General features: G+C 68.0%; 20 protein-coding genes and 2 tRNA genes. 9 read left to right on the top strand and 13 right to left on the bottom strand.

The annotated features are described in order from the left end of the window. The first annotated feature begins 1 nt into the window (after position 1). Positions 2 to 1,696, top strand: coding sequence for a bifunctional protein-serine/threonine kinase/phosphatase (locus Q333_RS0104550; RefSeq protein ID WP_029415558.1), 1,695 nt, complete (start codon positions 2 to 4; stop codon positions 1,694 to 1,696). A gap of 10 nt (positions 1,697 to 1,706) precedes the next feature. On the opposite strand, the gene Q333_RS17570 is transcribed toward Q333_RS0104550, so the two are convergent. Together Q333_RS17570 and Q333_RS0104560 are read right to left on the bottom strand one after the other, a co-directional pair. Further along, positions 1,707 to 2,141 carry a hypothetical protein gene (locus tag Q333_RS17570; protein ID WP_157072358.1) on the bottom strand — a complete coding sequence of 145 codons (435 nt, stop codon included), beginning with the start codon at positions 2,139 to 2,141 and terminating at the stop codon, positions 1,707 to 1,709. A 13-nt stretch (positions 2,142 to 2,154) separates the two neighbouring features. Continuing rightward, positions 2,155 to 2,583, bottom strand: coding sequence for a hypothetical protein (locus Q333_RS0104560; RefSeq protein ID WP_157072359.1), 429 nt, complete (start codon positions 2,581 to 2,583; stop codon positions 2,155 to 2,157). Positions 2,584 to 2,706: 123 nt separating this feature from the next. Between Q333_RS0104560 and Q333_RS0104565 the strand changes: the two genes are divergently transcribed. Then, positions 2,707 to 3,078, top strand: a complete 372-nt coding sequence (locus tag Q333_RS0104565; protein ID WP_157072360.1) for a hypothetical protein — start codon at positions 2,707 to 2,709, stop codon at positions 3,076 to 3,078. A gap of 36 nt (positions 3,079 to 3,114) precedes the next feature. Here Q333_RS0104565 and miaA read toward each other — a convergent pair whose 3' ends face one another. Continuing rightward, the gene (gene miaA / locus Q333_RS0104570; RefSeq protein ID WP_029415562.1) at positions 3,115 to 3,987 is read right to left on the bottom strand and encodes a tRNA (adenosine(37)-N6)-dimethylallyltransferase MiaA; all 873 of its coding nucleotides are present in this window, start codon (positions 3,985 to 3,987) and stop codon (positions 3,115 to 3,117) included. Between the two features lie 85 nt (positions 3,988 to 4,072). Between miaA and Q333_RS0104575 the strand changes: the two genes are divergently transcribed. Next, positions 4,073 to 5,134, top strand: a complete 1,062-nt coding sequence (locus Q333_RS0104575) for an Mrp/NBP35 family ATP-binding protein (protein WP_029415563.1) — start codon at positions 4,073 to 4,075, stop codon at positions 5,132 to 5,134. Between the two features lie 38 nt (positions 5,135 to 5,172). Continuing rightward, positions 5,173 to 5,940 carry a sterol desaturase family protein gene (locus Q333_RS0104580; RefSeq protein ID WP_051651114.1) on the top strand — a complete coding sequence of 256 codons (768 nt, stop codon included), beginning with the start codon at positions 5,173 to 5,175 and terminating at the stop codon, positions 5,938 to 5,940. Here Q333_RS0104580 and Q333_RS0104585 read toward each other — a convergent pair. From Q333_RS0104585 to Q333_RS0104610, 6 genes are all read right to left on the bottom strand, one after another. Beyond that, positions 5,907 to 6,227 carry a YbjQ family protein gene (locus tag Q333_RS0104585; RefSeq protein WP_029415565.1) on the bottom strand — a complete coding sequence of 107 codons (321 nt, stop codon included), beginning with the start codon at positions 6,225 to 6,227 and terminating at the stop codon, positions 5,907 to 5,909. The two genes, Q333_RS0104580 and Q333_RS0104585, sit on opposite strands and share 34 nt — an antisense overlap. An 18-nt stretch (positions 6,228 to 6,245) precedes the next feature. Further along, positions 6,246 to 6,761 (bottom strand): dihydrofolate reductase, encoded by a 516-nt coding sequence (locus Q333_RS0104590; protein WP_029415566.1) that lies wholly within the window; start codon positions 6,759 to 6,761, stop codon positions 6,246 to 6,248. Beyond that, a complete protein-coding gene (locus tag Q333_RS0104595; protein ID WP_029415567.1) occupies positions 6,761 to 7,384 on the bottom strand; it encodes a hypothetical protein in 624 nt (207 codons plus the stop codon). The genes Q333_RS0104590 and Q333_RS0104595 overlap by 1 nt, the downstream gene beginning before the upstream one ends. A gap of 12 nt (positions 7,385 to 7,396) precedes the next feature. Beyond that, positions 7,397 to 7,621 (bottom strand): DUF2188 domain-containing protein, encoded by a 225-nt coding sequence (locus tag Q333_RS0104600; protein WP_029415568.1) that lies wholly within the window; start codon positions 7,619 to 7,621, stop codon positions 7,397 to 7,399. Between the two features lie 10 nt (positions 7,622 to 7,631). Then, positions 7,632 to 8,489 carry a thymidylate synthase gene (locus Q333_RS0104605; RefSeq protein ID WP_051651131.1) on the bottom strand — a complete coding sequence of 286 codons (858 nt, stop codon included), beginning with the start codon at positions 8,487 to 8,489 and terminating at the stop codon, positions 7,632 to 7,634. Positions 8,490 to 8,562: 73 nt separating this feature from the next. Beyond that, on the bottom strand, positions 8,563 to 9,105 hold the full coding sequence (locus Q333_RS0104610; RefSeq protein ID WP_029415570.1) for a DUF924 family protein: 543 nt from the start codon (positions 9,103 to 9,105) through the stop codon (positions 8,563 to 8,565). Here Q333_RS0104610 and ilvC point away from each other — a divergent pair. Both ilvC and Q333_RS0104620 read left to right on the top strand, forming a co-directional pair. Next, positions 9,104 to 10,117, top strand: a complete 1,014-nt coding sequence (ilvC, locus tag Q333_RS0104615) for a ketol-acid reductoisomerase (protein ID WP_029415571.1) — start codon at positions 9,104 to 9,106, stop codon at positions 10,115 to 10,117. The two genes, Q333_RS0104610 and ilvC, sit on opposite strands and share 2 nt — an antisense overlap. Then, a complete protein-coding gene (locus tag Q333_RS0104620; RefSeq protein ID WP_157072361.1) occupies positions 10,114 to 10,773 on the top strand; it encodes a hypothetical protein in 660 nt (219 codons plus the stop codon). Before ilvC ends, Q333_RS0104620 begins: the two co-directional genes overlap by 4 nt. A gap of 31 nt (positions 10,774 to 10,804) precedes the next feature. On the opposite strand, the gene Q333_RS0104625 is transcribed toward Q333_RS0104620, so the two are convergent. After that, positions 10,805 to 10,881 (bottom strand) — tRNA-Pro (locus tag Q333_RS0104625). Between the two features lie 156 nt (positions 10,882 to 11,037). Here Q333_RS0104625 and Q333_RS0104630 point away from each other — a divergent pair. Then, positions 11,038 to 11,111: transfer RNA gene (locus tag Q333_RS0104630), tRNA-Gln, on the top strand. 56 nt (positions 11,112 to 11,167) lie between these two features. On the opposite strand, the gene Q333_RS0104635 is transcribed toward Q333_RS0104630, so the two are convergent. Further along, positions 11,168 to 11,770 (bottom strand): sensor histidine kinase, encoded by a 603-nt coding sequence (locus Q333_RS0104635; protein ID WP_029415573.1) that lies wholly within the window; start codon positions 11,768 to 11,770, stop codon positions 11,168 to 11,170. A gap of 125 nt (positions 11,771 to 11,895) precedes the next feature. On the opposite strand from Q333_RS0104635, the gene Q333_RS0104640 reads away from it, so the two are divergent. After that, positions 11,896 to 12,354 (top strand): response regulator, encoded by a 459-nt coding sequence (locus tag Q333_RS0104640; protein WP_051651115.1) that lies wholly within the window; start codon positions 11,896 to 11,898, stop codon positions 12,352 to 12,354. A 3-nt stretch (positions 12,355 to 12,357) separates the two neighbouring features. Here the strand turns inward: Q333_RS0104640 and Q333_RS0104645 are convergent, their stop codons facing one another. Together Q333_RS0104645 and Q333_RS0104650 are read right to left on the bottom strand one after the other, a co-directional pair. After that, the gene (locus Q333_RS0104645; protein ID WP_029415575.1) at positions 12,358 to 12,906 is read right to left on the bottom strand and encodes a GNAT family N-acetyltransferase; all 549 of its coding nucleotides are present in this window, start codon (positions 12,904 to 12,906) and stop codon (positions 12,358 to 12,360) included. Next, a complete protein-coding gene (locus Q333_RS0104650) occupies positions 12,903 to 15,119 on the bottom strand; it encodes a S9 family peptidase (protein ID WP_029415576.1) in 2,217 nt (738 codons plus the stop codon). The genes Q333_RS0104645 and Q333_RS0104650 overlap by 4 nt, the downstream gene beginning before the upstream one ends. A gap of 80 nt (positions 15,120 to 15,199) precedes the next feature. Here Q333_RS0104650 and Q333_RS0104655 point away from each other — a divergent pair, with 80 nt between their 5' ends. Continuing rightward, positions 15,200 to 15,991, top strand: a complete 792-nt coding sequence (locus tag Q333_RS0104655; protein WP_029415577.1) for a trypsin-like serine peptidase — start codon at positions 15,200 to 15,202, stop codon at positions 15,989 to 15,991. Positions 15,992 to 16,146 lie beyond the last annotated feature (155 nt).

Here is a 16,146-nt window from a genome sequence, read left to right on the forward strand (position 1 = left end):
GATGGGCGCGGACGCACGGCTTCAGATCGCGGCGGGGTTCGCCACGGCGCAGGGGCCGCGGGCGGACAATCAGGATTTCGGCGCTGTCCACATCGGCCCGCCGTCCGAACAGGCGCTGCACGGCATGGTGGCCCTGGTCGCCGACGGGGTCAGCGGGTCCAAGGCCGGGCGCATCGCCTCGGAGCTCGCGTGTCGGACTTTCATCGACGCCTACGTCGACCAGAATCCGCTGAAGGGCGTGGCTGCGGCGGGCGTCGCGGCCCTGTCCGGCTACAATCGCTGGCTCCATGCCAAGGGTCGGTCCGATCCGAACATGGCGGGGGCGGCGACCACCTTCACCGCGCTGGTCCTGCGCGGACGAGAAGCGACGGTGCTTCACGTCGGCGACAGCCGCGCCTGGCACTTCCGCGACGGGGTGCTGACGTCGCTGACCGAGGACCACGTCCTGGCCCAGCCCGGCCTCAGCCACGTCCTGTATCGCGCGGTTGGCATCGAACCGGACCTGAGGCTCGACACCCGCGCGGTGACGCTGAAGGCGCACGACCGGCTGCTTCTGACCACCGACGGCGTCCACGGCGTCGTGCCCGAAGCCGAGCTGAGCCGCCTGCTCGCTCGCCGCGCCTCGCCCGAGGCCGACGCCCAGGCCATCGTCGCGGCGGCGGGGGAGGCGGAGACCCGCGACAACGCCACCGCCATCGTCATCGACGTCATCCGGCCGGGCGCGGTCGATCAGGACGCCATCTGGGCCGAGGCCGCCGGCCTGCCGATCCTGCCGGTCCCGAGCGTCGGCGACCGCATCGACGGATTCGTGCTGGAACGCCTGCTGTCCGACGGCAGATACACCCGCGTCTTCGCCGCCCGGGACGGGGAGGGCGGCGACCGCCTCGTGCTCAAGTTCCCCAAGCCCGCTCTGACGTCCGAGCGCGGCGCGCGCGGGGCTTTTCTGCGCGAGAGCTTCATCGGCCGCCGTATCGACAGCCCCTTCGTCGGCAAGACCCTGAGCCTCGAACCCGGCCGCCAGAGCGGCCTCTACATCGCCCAGCCGCTCTACGTCGGCCGCACGCTTCATGCGAAGATCGCTGATGAACCGTTTGATATCGCGCCGGGTCTCGACATCGCGATCCGCCTGTCAAAGGGCGTGGCGGCGTTGCATCGCCTCGGCGTCGCCCACCGCGACATCAAGCCGGACAACGTCATCCTGGAAGCGGACGGCGGCCTGAAACTGATCGATCTCGGCGTCGCCCGCCTGCCGCGCGTGGAGGAGTTCGCCGAAGCCGAGGCCCCCGGCACGCCCGGCTACAAGGCGCCGGAGATGTTCGCGGGCAACCTCGGCGACGCCCTGACCGACCAGTACGCCCTGGGCGTCACCCTCTACCGCCTCTTCACCGGCGACTATCCCTCCGGCCAGGAGACGGAGTTCAGCCGCATCCGTTTCGACCGCCCGACCCGCCCGACCCAGCACCGCCCCGACATGCCCGCCTGGCTGGAGGCCGCGATCCTGCGCGCCCTGTCGGTCGACCCCGCCGACCGCTTCGACAGCGTCGAGGAACTGATCCACGTCCTCGAAGCCGGCAGCGCCGCCGCCGTCCCACCCCGCCGCGACCTGTCCCTGATGGAGCGCGAGCCGGTGCGTTTCTGGCAGGCGGTCAGCGCGGGATTGTTCGTGCTCCTGCTGCTGAGCTGGATGCTGCGCTAGCGATCACCGATCAGAACCGGGCCGCCGGACGGGGATCGGTCGTCCCGCGGCAGATGCTGTCGTTGCTGCCGGACACCTCGGGACTGTCGAAATGGTTCAGGCTCATCTGGGCCTGCCCGGTCCGGCGGTCGATCCGCCCCTGCAGCCGGTACAGACCCGGACTGTAGTCATGGGTGAACTCGTCTGCCGTCAGCGTGCATCGGGCCCCACCGTCACAGCCGTTGGTCTCCAGCATGCGCGTCGACGGATCGTAGCGCCGCATCAAGCCTTCACCGATCTGCCAGACGCCCTCGAAGGCACCCGTGAAGCGGCCAGTCGCCGAAGCCGGAACACGCTCGCACTGTATCCAGATGGCTGCGTTCTGAGCCTGAGCGGCCCCAGCCAGAGCAACACAGCCGATTACCGCCTGGATAGAAATCAGAGCTCTGGTCGTCAGGGTTCGCATGATGATGCCGCCGTCAGAACTGGTTCGATGGCCGGGGATCGGCAACGCCTCGGCACACCGTCACAAGAGGCCCGCGCCGGACACCTTGCCAGATGTCATATGAGGAGGCTCGTCCCGTTCGTCGATCTATGCGGTCTTCGTAGACCTGGCCGGCCAAGTTGGGGTGTACGACGCGGCGCACCATCACGAACTCGTCCTCGGATAAACGACACTCCGAAATCACGACGTCGGTGGAAACGCAGTAGTCTTCACGCAGCGATACCGTTGATGGGTCGAGCTGTCTGAAAGTATTGTCGCCGATCCGAAAGGTGCCTGCGAGGTGAGGCCCCTGATATTGCTCGCCGGCCGGAACGGCGCACGAGACCCAGATGGCTTCGTCCTGAGCCTGAGCGGCCTCTGCCGACGCCGCAGTGACGATGCCGCCCGCCAAGATCGCGCTCATGAGCCTCATTGGACGCACCCTAAATCGCTGAAAGCGCGGAAAGGCTTGCATGCCTCTGATATTCGAACAAGGTTGCATTCGCCGACAAGGACGCGGTTTGTCAGGAACTCTGGGCGATTGATCATGAGGCGATCGAAAATGCGATACGGCCTTGTGGCTCTGTGCCTGATCGCTGCAGGCCCTTTGGACGCCGCTCCCGTCCCTCCGCCCGGCTTGGCCCAGACGCCGGACCAGCTCTACTGCATCCTCCAGGACCTGACGAACAACCGGGTGTTTCACTCGGCGGTGTTCGGCGGCGACTATGAGCGCTCGATGGACTACCAGCTGGCGTTCCGGGCCCATGTGACCGCCCGGTGGGGTCCCACCGGCTCCAGCCCCGGTGCCCTGTGCTGGTCCGAGCCCGACCGCACCCAGGCGACCAACGCCCAGAACCGCCTCGCCACCGAACATCAGAACCGCCGCTACGACGTCATCTGGACGCGCTGGTCGGGGTAACGACTCACCAGGATCGTTGCCAATGCCAGCCAGGTCTCAGCTGCGAGGCCAATCCCCGCACTGGTTCCTGAACCACGTCAGCTGCCGCTTGGCATAGTTCCGCGTGGCCTGCTTCATCGCCGCCGTGGCGTCCGCCAGGGTCGTCTCGCCCGCCAGGTAGGCCGCCAGCTCGCGCACCCCAACGGCCTTCATGGCGGGAAGGGCAGGGTCCAGCCCTCGCGCCATCAGAGCCCGCACCTCCTCCAGCGCGCCCGCTACGATCATGGCGTCCACCCGCGCGTCGCAGGCGGCATAGAGCGCGGCCCGCTCCGGCTCGATCACCAGCCGGTCATAGCTTCCCGGCGCCAGCAGAGGCCGGGTCGCGGCGCGCCAGTCCGACAGGGATCGTCCCGTCGCCCGCGCCACGGCATAGGCGCGGGTCAGGCGCTGGCGGTCGCCGCTCTCAATGGCGGCCTCGGCGGGCGGGTCGAAGGTCGCCAGACGCAGCCGGAAGGCCGTCTCCCCCTCGGTGTCGTAGAGCGCCAGCGCCTCCTCGCGCGCCTCGGGCGGCACCTCCGGAATGTCTGCCAACCCCTTTGTCAGAGCTGAGAAATACAGCCCCGTCCCGCCGACCAACAACGCCGGTCGCCCCATCGCCTTCAGCTCGGCCAGCAGCGGCATCACCGCCCGCGTCCAGCGCCCGACCGACCAGGCCTCGGCCGCGTCGGCGACGCCATACAGGTGATGTGGAACCCGTGCCTCGTCCTCCGCCGACGGCCGCGCCGACAGGATGCGCAGGTCGGCATAAAGCTGCTGGCTGTCGGCATTGAGGATGGCCGCGCCCGTCGCCTCGGCCATCTCCAGCGCGCGCCGCGACTTGCCCGAGGCGGTCGGTCCGGCGATCAGGGTGATGGGGGCGGTGCGGGGCACGGAACGCTCGCTTGCGGCTGGGTCTGCGGATAGAACGCGCGTCCCGAACCCGCAACCACGCCTCGCAACCCCGCCGGAGCCCACCTTGATCGACCGCGCCGCCGTCGAAGCCGTCCTGAACGCCATCCCCGATCCCGCCACGGGCCAGGGGCTGATCGAGGCCGGTGTCGCCAAGGGCCTGACAGTGGCCACCGACCGCGCGGGTTTCGTCATTGAGGTTCCCGCCGCCGCCGTCTCCGCCTACGCCCCCGTCCGCGACGCCGCCGAGGCCGCGCTGAAGGCCATGCCGGGCATGGAGCGCGTGTCCGTCATCCTGACCGCCGAGGCAGCCCCCCCCGCCCGCAAGGCGTCTCTGACCAAGGAGGCCGTCGACCAGACCCGCCCCCGCGCCCCGGTCCCGACCGATCGCCCCGCCCACGTCCGCCGCGTGCTGGCCGTGGCCAGCGGCAAGGGCGGGGTGGGCAAGTCCACGGTGTCGGTCAACCTCGCCGCCGCCTTCGCCCGCGCGGGCCTCTCCACCGGCATCCTCGACGCCGACGTCCACGGCCCCAGCCTGCCGACCATGCTGGGCCTGTCCGGCAAGCCCGACTACCGCGACGGCCTGATGGAGCCGCACACCGCCCACGGCCTGAAGGCCATGTCGGTGGGCCTCCTGACCAGGGCCGAGGACGCCATGGTCTGGCGCGGCCCCATGGCGTCCCAGGCCCTGACCCAGATGTTGACCCAGACCCGATGGGGTACGGCCGAGTTGCCGCTCGACATTCTCGTCGTCGACCTCCCGCCCGGCACAGGCGACGTGCAGCTGACCCTGATCCAGAAGACGCCGCTGGACGGCGCGGTCATCGTCTCGACGCCGCAGGAGGTGGCGCTGGCCGACGCCCGTCGCGCCCACACCCTGTTCCAGCGTGTGAATGTCCCCACGCTTGGCCTGATCGAGAACATGTCGGGCGATGTCTTCGGCCGGGGAGGGGCGAAGGCCGAGGCTGGCCGTCTCGGCGTCCCCCATCTGGGCGACCTTCCGCTTGATGCCTCGGTTCGCCAAGCCGCCGATGCCGGCGCGCCGATCGCGGAGGGCGACATCTCGGCCCGCTTTGACGGCTTCGCCGCCGCGATCGCCGCCCGGCTCGACCTTTGGTCGCAGACCTGACGCTCGCCAGCGCCCGGGAAGCGACCTAGTCTGACTCCATGACCGTCGCGGGCGTCCTGGTTTCCACGCTTTGGCTCAGCCTCATCATCGGGGCGCGTTATCTGCTGATCGCGGGGGCCGTCTGGTGGGCCGTCTGGGGCAGGGCGTCCGGCGTCGGCACCCGGCTGAACCGCGAGCGGCCGTCGCGTCGGCTGATGCTGCACGAGATCAGGTTTTCGCTGCTGTCGACGCCGATCTACGCCTTCCCCACGGCCATCGCCCTGGAGGCGTGGAAGGCGGGCGGCACGATGATCTACGTCGATCCGACGGCGTGGCCCCTGTGGTGGCTGCCGGTCAGCTTCTTTGCGCTGCTGATCATCCAGGACACCCACTACTACTGGACGCACCGCCTGCTGCATGACCGGCGGCTATTCAGCTGGGCCCACGCCGCCCATCACCGCGCCCGCGACCCCAGCCCCTTCGCCAGTTTCGCCTTCGACCCGGCCGAGGCGGCTCTCACGGCCTGGCTCCTGCCGCTTCTGGCCTTTGTGATCCCGCTGAACATCTGGATGCTGGCGGTGCTGCTGGCCGTCATGACCGCCACCGCCGTCATGAACCACTGCGGCTGGGAGATGTGGCCCCAGCGTTGGGTGCGCGGCCGCATCGGGTCACAGCTGATCACCGCGACCCACCACAGCCGCCATCACACACATATGAAGACGAACTTCGGGCTCTACTTCCGCTTCTGGGACCGGCTGTGCGGCACCGATGCGATGCCTCCCGAGACGATGCCTCAGGCCCCTTCGACCACCACAGCGGTTCCGTAGGCCAGCACTTCGGTGACGCCAGGCATGATCTCATTGGACTCGTAGCGGATCGCCAGCACTGCGTTGCCCCCGGCCGCCCGAGCGTGCTCGAGCAGCAGATCGAACGCCTCCTGCCGGCCCACTTCGGCCAATTTTACATAGGCCCCCACGCGTCCGCCCAGCATCGACTGGACCCCGCCGATGGCGTCGGACACGACGTTGCGCGACCGCACGGTCACGCCTCGGACAACACCGATATGGCGCACGACGCGATGGCCGGTGATGTCATTGGTGGTGGAGGTCAGCATGGGGGAGGGCTCCTGCTCTCAGCGGCGGTCCAGAATGCGGAAGACGAAGGCGTGCTCATCCTTCTCGCCCGCATCATGTCGTTCGTTGGCCGTCTCGACAAACAGGCTTTCGTCGAAGGCCGGAAACCAGGCGTCGCCCTCCGGCTCCGCCTCGACCTCGGTGAGGTAGAGCCGTTTGGCGCGCGGCAGGGCCAGCTCGAACAGGGCCACGCCCCCGATGACGCAGACCTCATCCGCGCCATCCTCGACCGCCTGCTCGCGCGCGATCTCAATGGCTTCATCGAACCGGGTGACCGGCACTGCCCCCTTCGGCTCGAACGACTCGTCCCTGGACAGCACCAGGTTCAGCCGGCCGGGCAGGGGCTTGAGCGGCAGGCTCTCCCAGGTCTTTCGCCCCATGATGCAGGGCTTGCCCAGAGTGATCGCCTTGAACCGCTGTAGGTCTGAGCGCAGCCGCCACGGCAGATCGCCGTCCCGGCCGATCACGCCATTCTTCCCCCGCGCGACGACGATGGCGATGTGGGGGAGGGTCATCAGCGATGCGTCTCCACCCAGGCTTCCATGCTTCGCATGAGACTCGAAAGCGGCAGATCGTCGATGTTCCGCCGCGAGAAGCCGCGTGCCAACAGCGCCTCGTCGTTGTCGGCCATGAAGTCCGTGAACTGGTCCCACAAACGCGCGGGGCCGTCGGCGTTCAGTCGAGCCTCCTGTTCGAGCCAATCCCGGACAGCCGTGAACGCCTCCAGCGGGTCGTCGCCGTGGGCCGCGATGTCAGAGTTGGACAGGTCCGAGAGCGCGGCCTGATAGCGGTATCGCTCCGTTTCAAGGATGAGGCACTTTTTGGCGCGCCAAGGTCCAGCGTCATCGCCCTTGAATCGCTTGCAACCGATGTCGAGCCCCAGTTCCAGCGGCATGTTGAGGCGAAAGAGCTCGCCCGCTTTCCGAGCCTTGATTCGTGAGAGGTCGTGGATGGCGTACTTCGACCCCTCAATCAGTTCGATGATTTTCTCGATGCGAGGCTCGCCTCCATCCAGTCGCTCCGAGGCGATCCGCGGTTGAAAGCCCAGCCGGTAGACGCAGAAGACGATGGGACGAAGCAGCGAAAGGTAGTCCCGGTCAAAGGGACAGTTGATGAATACGTTAGTCTCGAAGGCCAAGGCCGATCGGCCTCAGCCCTTCGGCGGGAACGGGTCGCTGCGATAGCTGTCACGCTCGCGGATCGTCCCGTCCTTCCGGTGAACGTAGAACTCGACGCCTTCCTTGCGCGCCGCGCTGCGCCCGAACTTGATGGCCTCCGCCTGCGTATCGAACACGCGCGTCGCCTTGGCCGCCCCACTGTTACGGACGGCCCACTCGCCGTGGGGACGAGGAACAACATGCTTGCCTGCGGCCATGGCGTTCTCCCTAGATCGAGACGACTGCTTTTATATGGGGCCATGCCTGATACCCGTCCAGCACGAAGTCCTCGCGCTCGAAGGCGAACAGATCGGTGCGCGGCGCGATCGTCATGGTCGGCAGCGGCAGGGGCTGGCGGGTCAGCTGGAGTTCCGCCTGCTCGACATGGTTCAGATACAGGTGGGCGTCGCCGAAGGTGTGGATGAACTCTCCCGGCTCATACCCCGTCACCTCGGCCACCATGTGCGTCAGTAGCGCATACGACGCGATGTTGAACGGCACGCCCAGGAAAACGTCCGCCGATCGCTGATACAGCTGGCAGCTCAGCTTGCCGTCCGCGACGAAGAACTGGAACAGGCAATGACAAGGCGGCAGCGCCATGTCCTCGATGTCGGCCGGGTTCCAGGCCGAGACGATGTGGCGGCGGCTGTTCGGATTGGTCTTCAGCCCCTCGATCAGGCGCTCGATCTGATCGATCGACTGGCCGTTCGGCGCGGCCCATGACCGCCACTGCTTGCCGTAGACCGGCCCCAGCTCGCCCTCGACGTCGGCCCATTCGTCCCAGATGCTGACGCCGTTCTCCTTGAGCCAGCGGATGTTGGTCTCGCCGCGCAGGAACCACAGCAGCTCCACGATGATGGAGCGCAGATGCAGCTTTTTGGTCGTCAGCAGCGGAAAGCCCTTGGACAGGTCGAACCGCATCTGGCGACCGAACACGCCCAGCGTCCCCGTGCCGGTCCGGTCGTCCCGCCTTGCGCCGGTCTCCAGGATGTCGCGCAGCAGGTTCAGATACTGCCACTCGGGATGATCGGCGGGCGCGCCGGCTTGCGCTCCGGTGCGGTCCTTAAGATCGGCGAGGGCGGCCATGGCGTTCATTCCGTCAGTGTGCCGGTGATTCGCGACAATGGCAGCGGCGTGATTCGGTTGCCCACAGAAAGGCTCAGCCGCCGAACCCGCCGCTATCCAGGAAAGCCTGCTCCTCGACCGTCGTCTCTCGCCCCAGCGGCGCATTCCGATGCGGGAACCGCCCGAACCGCACGATGATGTCCCTGTGGATGTGGGCGAATTTCAGCGTCTCAGGCATGTCGGCGACCAGGGGCAGCAGGGCGTCCTGATCGGCCAGGCGTTCGGAGTGCATCAACGGCATCAGCAGGAACTGCCGCAGCTCGGGCTCGAACGCCGCCGGATAACCGGCCGCGATCCCGCCCTTGCAGAAGAGCAGCGCCAGTGGATCTGTCGCGAACTGGTGGGCCGAGCCCCGGAAGATGTTCCTCGGAACCTGATCCAGCAGGATCAGCAGGGCCAGCGCCCCCTCCGCCGTCGCCATCCAGCCGTCCAGCTCGCGCCGGGCCGCAGCGAAATGCGCCTCGCCCAACGCCTCGCGCACCTCGGCGTCGAAGGCGTCCGACTTTTTGTACCAGCGGTTGGGCCCGGCCCCTTTCCAGAAGCCGACGACGTCCGATGGCGCTAGAAGGGCGGTCATGAGCCAGACCCTAACGCCCGCCCCCCTGCCTGTCTTCAAGGAGAAGGACTGCGACCTGTCGATCATTCGGGGCAGGCGCGTCGCCGTCATCGGTTACGGCAGCCAGGGCCGCACCCATGCCCTGAACCTGCGGGATTCCGGCGTGACGGACATCGTCGTCGGCCTGAAGCCCGGCTCGCCGACCCGCGCGAAGGCCCAGGCCGACGGCTTCGTCGCCCTGACCGCCGGCGAGGCGACAGCGCAGGCCGACGTGGTCGCCGTCATGGTCTCGGACGAGGCCCACCGTGACCTCTGGACCCGCGAGATCGAGCCGAAGATCCGGCCGGGTGCTGCGCTGATCTTCGCCCACGGCCTGTCGGTCCGCTTCGGCCTGGTCCAGCCCCGCCCCGACCTCGACGTCATCCTCGCCTCGCCCAAGGGGATCGGCCCCCGCATCCGCGACCTGTATGAGGCCGGGGAGGGGGTCTTCTGCCTGTTCGGCGTGCATCAGGACGCGACCGGCGCCGCCCATGCGCTGGGCCTGTCCTACGCCGCCGCGCTCGGCTGCGGCCGCAAGGGCATCCTGGAAACCACCTTCGCCGCCGAGTGCGAGAGCGACCTGTTCGGCGAGCAGGTGGTCCTGTGCGGCGGCGTGGCGGAGCTGATCGACGCGGCCTTCATGAAGCTGGTCGAGGCCGGCTATCCGCCCGAGGTCGCCTGGTTCGAATGCTTCTACGAGGTCAAGCTGGTCACCGACCTGATGTTCGAGCGCGGCGTCGCCGGAGCCTTCGCCAAGATCTCGAACACCGCCGAATACGGCGCCTACCTGACCGGCCCGCGCGTGATCGGCGAGGCCTCGCGTGACGCGATGGACGATGTGCTGGGCGAGGTGCGCGATGGGTCTTTCGTCCGCCGCCTGATGGCCGACTACGACGTGGGTTCGCCCGAGCTGCTGGCCCGTCGGCGGCTGCTCGGCGACCGCCTGATCGAGCAGGTCGGAGCGCGACTGGGGCGCATCGCCGCGGAACATTGATCGCTGCCCATCGCAACGCTACCGTCGAGGGTATTGCTTTGGAGGAGTTGATGTTCGCTCGTTTTGCCGCTGCGATCGCGCTGGGCGCAATCGCTCTTGCCGGCCCCGCGCTGGCCCAATCCAGTACCAACACGACAACGACCACGACGGTGGAGCGGGAAGGCAACAGGACCACGACCACAACCCGGTCGCGCAGTTCCTCGATGAGCTTCGACGCCAACGCCGCCGTTGGCGCGCTGGCGGGTGCCATCGCCAACGCCTCCCGTCCCGCGCCGTCGGCCGAAGCTATCGCGCTTGCGAACCGCGCCAACCCCGTCCGCGAGACGGCCGAGGTCTTCGGGGAGTGGCAGCTGGACGACGGCAGCCAGGACGCGTCCGACTGCGTCCTCACCCTGCGCGACAGGGGCGGGATTTTCGGTATGCGGGGCGTGGCGCGCACCAATTGTCCGCGCCGGTTCGACACCATCCGCTACTACGGTAACGACCAGGGCGACATCGTTCTCTACGACAACGGCAGCCAGCCGCTGGCGCGACTGCTCTACATCGAAGGACGGCTTTTGGGCGGCGGTCTGACGCTTCACCGGCTCGATGACGACCGCAATGGCCCGTGGGTCGAACAGCTTGAGGATCGCTACCGCCCCGGTCTCTATGACTGAGGCGGGGTCCGCTTTTCGATCTCGGGAAAGATGGTCGGAGTGGCAGGATTCGAACCTGCGACCCCTGCGTCCCGAACGCAGTGCTCTACCAGACTGAGCCACACTCCGACTTGGAGGCGGGCTTATAGCGACGGGGTTCCGGGGCCGCAAGCGCCGTTCTGGCGGCGGCGGAAATTGTCCCGAAAGCGGGTGTTGCATCGCTACGGGGCATGGCGTATCTGACCGCCCTCCCGGCCCGACAGGTCCGGGCTACGCCGGTCCTGCTGGGGAATGGTGTAATGGTAACACTCCGGTTTTTGGTACCGTCATTCTAGGTTCGAGTCCTAGTTCCCCAGCCACCGCCTCACTCCCCGACATCGATGAGCACGGGCCGCGAGGGGGCTCCGCAGTCGGCTCAGTGCGGTTTGTCGCTGCGGATCGGCAGACGGATGCGAACGCCGACACCCGACCCCGGCGCGGTCTCGACGCTCATCGCGCCTCCCAGATGGTCGACCAACCCCTCGACCAGCGCCAGTCCATCCCCCTTGGCCAGGTCCGCCGCGCCGACGCCGGAATCGCGAACGACCAGGCTGACGCCGTCGCTGGCCCGCGAATAGGCCACCGCGATCGACCCGCGCCGCCCGTCCGGAAAACCGTGACGCACGGCGTTGGACATCAGCTCGTGCAGGATGATGGCCAGCGGCAGGGCATGGCCTTCGGGCAGGTCGGCGGCTCCCGCCCGAATGTCGATCCGGATCGCCCGGTCCTCGCAGGCCCGGCGCCAGAACCCTGCGGCATCATCCAGATAGGCCGAGAAATCTACCGGCCCGCCCGCGGTCGACCGTCGCGTCATCAGCCCCATGGCGGCGACCACATCGCTCAGCCAGGTCAGATGGCGGCGGCTCTCCGGGTCCGCGACGCTTCGCAGCCGGATGCCGACGAGCGCCTGCAACAGCTCATAGCCACCGATCAGGCGACGTTCGAGTTCGGCGATGCGCAAGTCCGCGTCCGCGGTCATTCGGCCCCCACGCCGCTAGATGACAGGCTTTTCACTTACGGCGCGCGAACCAAATCACCAAGCGCGCGTTGCCTGTGTTCGGTAACCGACACAGTAACGTTGATCGGGCCGGGGGATGCGCTTTGTTGGTTCAGGAACTGTCCGATCTTCGTGTGATGATCGTCGAGGATCAGGCCATTCTGGCGATGGAGCTCGAGCTCGTCCTGAACGACCTCGGCTGCGACGTGGTAGGCAGCGCCATGGACCGGGCCGGGGCCTTCGCCGTGGCTGAGCGCGAGCGTCCCGCCCTGGCTCTCGTCGACGTCAATCTGCTGGACGGGATGACAGGGCCCCAGATCGCCCAGCGCTTGGTCGCTGACCATGGAACGGCGGTGGTCTTCCTGACCGCCAATCCGGAGCAGATTCCGGAAGGTTTCGCCGGCGCGCTTGGCGCGGTGTGCAAGCCCTTCGACGCCCAGACCATCAAGGCCGTCGTCGCCTTCGCCCAGCAGTTCATCCTGCACCGGACGGTGGGTCAGCCTCCCCGCCGTTTCCGCCTGGCCCCGTGGCTCACCACGCCGCCTGCCGACATTGCCCCGCACTGAACCTCAGGCCAGTCCGCCGCCCAGCTGAAGACCCGGCGACGCCGGCGGCCCGCCGGCCGGATCGAGGTCGAGCTGCATCAGATGGACGTCCAGCCAGCGATCGAACTTCCAGCCGACCTGGGCATAGCGTCCGGCCGCCTTGAAACCCATCCTCTCATGCAGGGCGATCGACGCGGCGCTCGTCGCACTGTCGCTGATCGCCGCGATCAGGTGGCGCAGACCCATCGTGCGAACCCGCTCGATCAGCGCCGTCAGCAAGGCGCGTGCGACCCCTTGGCCCCGCGCCGCCTCCTCGACATAGATCGAGACCTCCACGCCATAGCGATAGGCCGGACGCGGTCGAAACGGCGAGGCGTAGGCATAGCCCGCGAATGCGCCGTCGAGGTCCGCCACCAGCCACGGCAGGCCCTTGGCGGCCACCGCCTCGAACCGCGCCGTCATCTCCGCTGGCGACGGGGGGTCCAGTTCGAACGTGGCCGTCCCACCCAGCACCTCGCGCCCATACAGCGCCGTGATGGCGGGCAGATCGGAAGCAGCGGCGTCGCGGATCACTCCCGTTCCCAGCCCCGTTCTATGGCCCAGACCGCGAAGGCGTAGTCGTGTGCGACTTCCTTCAGGTAGTCGAACCGGCCGGACGCGCCGCCATGGCCCGCCTCCATGTTGATCTTGAGCAGAACCGGATTGCCCGAGGTCGTGGCGGGCCTCAGCTTGGCCACCCACTTCTGCGGCTCCCAGTAGGTCACGCGCGGATCGGACAGCCCCCCGGTCGCCAGGATCGCCGGATAGGCCTTGGCCGAGACCTGATCATAGGGGCTGTAGCTCATCATGTAGTCGTAGGCCTCGGGGTCCTCGAGCGGATTGCCCCACTCGGGCCACTCGGGCGGCGTCAGGGGCAGGGAGACGTCCGACATGGTGTTGATCACGTCCACGAACGGCACCTGGCCGATCACTCCGGCCCAGAGCTCCGGCCGCATGTTGGTCACCGCCCCCATCAGCAGGCCCCCTGCCGACCCCCCTTGCGCCACGATGTTCCCGGCACGGGCGTAGTCGCGCGCGATCAGGTGATCGGCGGCGGCCGTGAAGTCGGTGAAGGTGTTCTTCTTCTTGAACTTCCTCCCGTCCAGGAACCAGCCCCAGCCCTTGTCCGACCCGCCCCGGATATGGGCGATGGCGTAGATCCAGCCCCGATCCACCAGCGACAGCCGCCCGGTCGAGAAGCTGGCCGCCATCGGGATGCCGTAGGAGCCGTAGCCATAGAGCAGCAGCGGCGCCGATCCGTCGACCGGCGTGGTCCGTCGACGGAGCACTGTCACCGGCACCAGCTGACCGTCCTCGGCCGGGGCGTTCAGCCGCTCCACCACATAGTCGGCCGGATCATGCCCCGAAGGCACCTCCTGCACCTTTCTTAGCACCCGCTCGCGCGTCGCCAGATCGTAGTCGTAGGTCGAGGTCGGCGTGGACGGCGAATTGTAGCCATAGCGCATGGTCGTCGTCTCGAACTCCGACGCCCCCGCCAGTGACAGGGCATATGCGGGCTCGTCGACCGCGATCTCGTGCTCGGCGCCGGCGCGGTCGCGGATGACGATCTTCGTATTGGCGTCGGCGCGCTCCTGACGGGCGAGGAAGTCCTTCACCAGGGCCACGCCCTCGATGAAGCGGCCCGGCGTGTGCGGCACCAGGTCGGTCCAGCCGTCGCGTCCCGGCGAGGCGGTCGGGGCCTCCACGATCTTGAAGTCGATGGCGTCGTCGGCGTTCGTTCGGATCACCCAGCGGTCGCCCCAGTGATCCGCGTCATAGCGCTGGGCCACGATCCGTTCGGCCAGCACGCGCGGCTCCGAGGTCGGGGCGTCGCCGGGGATGTAGCGGACCTCCGACGTCTCCTGGTTCTGGATTCCGATCAGGATGAACCGGTCGTCCGAGCTGCGCTCGATGCCGAGGAACATGCCCTCGTCTTCTTCCTCGTAGACGAGGGTGGTCTCGCCGCCGCGCGACGGCCGGCGGAAGATCTTGTCCGGCCGGCCGTTCTCGTTCCTGTTGGTCCAGAAGATCCAATGGCTGTCCGGCGAAAAGGCGAAGTTGCCGTTCGCCGACTGGATCGGATCGGGCAGCAGTTCGCCGGTGCGCAAATCGCGGACGTAGATCTGATGGACTTCCGACCCCTGGGCGTCCTCGGCATAGGCGAACAGGGTGTGATCCGGGCTGTGCTCGGCGGCCGAGACCTCGGAATAGGCCTTGCCCTCGGCCAGGACGTTGGCGTCCAGAAGCAGCTGCGGCGTCGGGGCGGCGATGAAATTCTTCGTCACGGTCTCGCCGTCGACGACGAACGTTCCCTGCCGCTCGACCCGCATGTAGCGCGGATGCTGATCACCGGTCCGGTACTCGACGAAATACTCCCACGGCCCATCGGCTCTGGGCACGGAGCTGTCGTCTTCCTTGATCCGGCCCCGCATCTCCTGGAACATCTGCTCCTGCAGCGGCAGGGTCGCGGCCATCATGGCCTCGCGATAGGCGTTCTCGGCCTCCAGGTGCTCCTTGACGTCCGCCTTGATCAAGGTCGGGTCGCGCAGGACGGCCTGCCAGTTGTCGTCCTTCATCCACTGATAGTCGTCGGTCCGGGTGCGCCCCAGCTGCTCGAGGGTGACCGGGATCTTCTTGGCGACGGGCGGGACAGGCGACATCTGGGCTCCAGGGCGGGCGAGGGCGGGGGAGGCGGCGGCCGCGCACGCCGAGGCGGCGGTGGAAGCGACGAATTCGCGGCGGTTCATGCCAAGCATCCCTCTAGGCTGAATGGGCAAGGTGTGCGACCGGATAGGGGTCGTCAAACGCTTCGTCTGCCCGAGCTCGCATGATCCAGGTTCCGCCCGCCGACGCCCCGCCTCCGGTCCCGCCTCCGGTCTGGGACCTGACCGTCGGCCTGATCGAGGCGACGGTGCAGCTCGACCAGCCGTCCGGTCCCGACACCCGCACAGTTGGCACCGGCTTCCTGATCCAGGCCGAGCGCCCAGACGGCAGCCCGCGCATCGTGCTGGTCACCGCCGCTCACGTCCTGGAGCGCATGGAGGACCCGGAGGCCCGCATTGGCTGGCGCACGGCGCTGCCGGACGGAAGCTGGCGCTTCGACCCCGAGCCCCTGACCATCCGCGACGACGCCGGCGAGCCGCTGTGGACGCGCCATCCCGACCGTGACGTGGCCGTCATGGAAATCCAGGCTCCGGAAGCCTTCGCCCGCGCCGCGATCCCGCTAGGCTGGCTGGCGGACGAGAACGCCTTCTATGCCTGGCAGGTCGGGCCGGGCGACGAGTTGCTGTCGCTCGGCTTTCCACGCGGCCTGTCGGCGAACCGGGCTGGGTTTCCCATCCTGCGCGTCGGCCGGATCGCCAGCTATCCCCTGTCGCCGGTCGAGGCCTTCCCGACCTTCCTGCTCGACTTCACCGTCTTTCCCGGCAACTCCGGCGGCCCGGTGTTCTGGACGCCTAGCGCAAGGAAGCGCCCCGGCACGACCGAGCCCGACACCGCCTTCATCGCCGGCCTGCTCAGCCAGGAGGTGCGCATCGGGGAGGATCAGCTCGACATCGGCGTAGTGACGCACGCGGCGTTCATCCGGGAGGCGATTCAAAGCCTTGACCCTCTCCCATAGGGAGAGGGCTTGAGGCTCGGAGAGCGCAGCGATCCGCAAGCCGAAAGGGTGAGGGGATCAGCCCTCACCGGCTGGCACCCTAACCCCTCACCCTTTCGCGCAAGGCCGATCGCCTGACGGCTCTCGGGCGCTCAAGCCCTCTCCCTCTGGGAGAG

This window comes from Brevundimonas bacteroides DSM 4726, assembly GCF_000701445.1.
GTDB classification, from domain to species: domain Bacteria; phylum Pseudomonadota; class Alphaproteobacteria; order Caulobacterales; family Caulobacteraceae; genus Brevundimonas; species Brevundimonas bacteroides.

What these genes read in the sequence shown, in the direction of transcription:
- Q333_RS0104550 (WP_029415558.1), top strand. Translation starts at nt 2, where the DNA reads ATGGGCGCGGACGCACGGCTTCAGATCGCGGCGGGGTTCGCCACGGCG.
- Q333_RS0104565 (WP_157072360.1), top strand. Translation starts at nt 2,707, where the DNA reads ATGAGGCGATCGAAAATGCGATACGGCCTTGTGGCTCTGTGCCTGATC.
- Q333_RS0104560 (WP_157072359.1), bottom strand. Translation starts at nt 2,583, where the DNA reads ATGAGCGCGATCTTGGCGGGCGGCATCGTCACTGCGGCGTCGGCAGAG.
- Q333_RS0104580 (WP_051651114.1), top strand. Translation starts at nt 5,173, where the DNA reads ATGACCGTCGCGGGCGTCCTGGTTTCCACGCTTTGGCTCAGCCTCATC.
- Q333_RS0104590 (WP_029415566.1), bottom strand. Translation starts at nt 6,761, where the DNA reads ATGACCCTCCCCCACATCGCCATCGTCGTCGCGCGGGGGAAGAATGGC.
- ilvC (WP_029415571.1), top strand. Translation starts at nt 9,104, where the DNA reads ATGAGCCAGACCCTAACGCCCGCCCCCCTGCCTGTCTTCAAGGAGAAG.
- Q333_RS0104600 (WP_029415568.1), bottom strand. Translation starts at nt 7,621, where the DNA reads ATGGCCGCAGGCAAGCATGTTGTTCCTCGTCCCCACGGCGAGTGGGCC.
- Q333_RS0104585 (WP_029415565.1), bottom strand. Translation starts at nt 6,227, where the DNA reads ATGCTGACCTCCACCACCAATGACATCACCGGCCATCGCGTCGTGCGC.
- Q333_RS0104610 (WP_029415570.1), bottom strand. Translation starts at nt 9,105, where the DNA reads ATGACCGCCCTTCTAGCGCCATCGGACGTCGTCGGCTTCTGGAAAGGG.
- Q333_RS0104635 (WP_029415573.1), bottom strand. Translation starts at nt 11,770, where the DNA reads ATGACCGCGGACGCGGACTTGCGCATCGCCGAACTCGAACGTCGCCTG.
- Q333_RS0104655 (WP_029415577.1), top strand. Translation starts at nt 15,200, where the DNA reads ATGATCCAGGTTCCGCCCGCCGACGCCCCGCCTCCGGTCCCGCCTCCG.
- Q333_RS17570 (WP_157072358.1), bottom strand. Translation starts at nt 2,141, where the DNA reads ATGCGAACCCTGACGACCAGAGCTCTGATTTCTATCCAGGCGGTAATC.
- Q333_RS0104605 (WP_051651131.1), bottom strand. Translation starts at nt 8,489, where the DNA reads ATGGCCGCCCTCGCCGATCTTAAGGACCGCACCGGAGCGCAAGCCGGC.
- Q333_RS0104650 (WP_029415576.1), bottom strand. Translation starts at nt 15,119, where the DNA reads ATGAACCGCCGCGAATTCGTCGCTTCCACCGCCGCCTCGGCGTGCGCG.